Consider the following 1553-nt stretch of genomic DNA (forward strand, 5'->3'; position numbering starts at 1 on the left):
AGCGCCGGTTTCACGCTACGCTTCCTGACGTTCGATGGGGGATGTGGTGATAGCTGGGAACGCAGGCGGCGCGGCACGACTGGCAGTCTTGATCGACGCTGTGACTACGAGGGACACCCAGCTGCCGCATCTGATGGACGAGGTCGCGAAGCTGGGTGACGCCCGGATTCGGCGTGCCTACGGTGACTGGACGACACCCGAGGGACGGGTCTGGGCGCCGGCGCTGCTGCAGTACGCCGTCGAGCCGGTTCAGGAGTTCAGCCACGAGTCCGGCGCGAGCCCGGCCCTCGGCATCCTGATCATCGACGCGATGGAGCTGGTGTACGAGCAACGGGTGGACACGGTCTGCCTGGTCTCCAGCGATCCCGGGTTCACCCGACTGGCGATCCGGCTGCGGAAGCAGGGGGTGGCGGTCCACGGTTTCGGTAGCCGGTCCACACCGCAGGCACTGGTGGCGGCCTGTGACTCCTTCGTCCGTCTCGACGGTGCCGATGTGACCCCGCCTGCATCCCGGATCGAGCCGGTGCCGGCTCGGCCGGCCGCACGGGTTCTTCGAGAGTCCGCCGACGTGCCGCAGTCTCCGGTGACCGCGCCGTGGCGGGGAACCGAGCCCCAGCCCGCAGGGCGTGGGTTCGTCGAGGCCCAGAACGCCCACCGTCCGCTGCCGCCGTCCGCCACGGCGCCCCGGCGGGAACCTGAGGTGGCAGCCACCCCGCGTCCGGCTCCGGAGGGTCAGTTCACGACTCCCGGGCAGGGGCAGCCGGCCACCGGTCGTCCTGTGGTGCCCGAGCTGCCGGTCACTCGCCCTACGGTGCCCGAGTTGCCGGTTACTCGCCCCACGGTGCCCGAGCAATCGTCGATCCGCCGTCCTGTGGTGCCCGAACCGCCGGTCACTCGTCCTACGGTGCCCGAACCGCCGGTCACTCGTCCTATTGTGCCCGAGCAACCGACCACTCGCCCTGCCGTGCCCGAGCAACCGGCCCCGGCAGCCGGGCCGTGGACCGGCTACCGGCCCGCTCCGCCGGGTGGCGTGACCTACGACTTCGGCAAGATCCTGCAGCGCGCTGCCGAGGAGGCCCTGGACGGCCGGACCGAGCCACCTCGCGGCGGCTGGCAGTAGCCAACGGCGCCAGGCGGGACGAGCCCACAACGACTGGCGGGAAGCTCCCAACCCGACCAGCCTTTGATCGCCGGCGCCTCACTGGGCGGAGTCGGGTGCTTCCTCCGTTCCGGCTGCGGCCAGCAGTTGCCGGCCCAACTCCCGGACCGCGGCCCGCAGCTCGGGCCCGCCGACCACCCGCCAGGGGACGTGCAGCAGGACGAGGCTCTCCAGGTAGTACTCCGGGTCACTGGTGGTGCCGCTCAGCCGGGAGGTGGTCGCGTCAACCGGCTCGATCTGCCCGATCGACCGTGGGAACCAGGCCAGTGAGTCCGCCGGCGCGTCGATGAGCACCTCACAGTGGTACTCCCAGCCGAGCGCGAAATTCTCCTCCAGGGTCGTCACCGGGTCGAGGTCGTCCGGCGGGAGAAATTCATCAGCAGTCAGTTCCAGG

The 1553-nt window shown here is 70.6% G+C and carries 1 protein-coding gene and 1 pseudogene; one reads left to right on the forward strand and one right to left on the reverse strand.

From position 1 onward, the window contains the following. Positions 1–34 precede the first annotated feature (34 nt). On the forward strand, positions 35–1120 hold the full coding sequence (locus VB080_RS13500) for an NYN domain-containing protein (RefSeq protein ID WP_323418974.1): 1086 nt from the start codon (positions 35–37) through the stop codon (positions 1118–1120). Positions 1121–1198: 78 nt separating this feature from the next. On the opposite strand, the pseudogene VB080_RS13505 reads toward VB080_RS13500, so the two are convergent. Then, positions 1199–1553: pseudogene (locus VB080_RS13505) on the reverse strand (transcriptional regulator); the annotation flags it as partial.

The organism is Propionicimonas sp., from assembly GCF_034927565.1.
Classification (GTDB): Bacteria; Actinomycetota; Actinomycetes; order Propionibacteriales; family Propionibacteriaceae; genus Propionicimonas.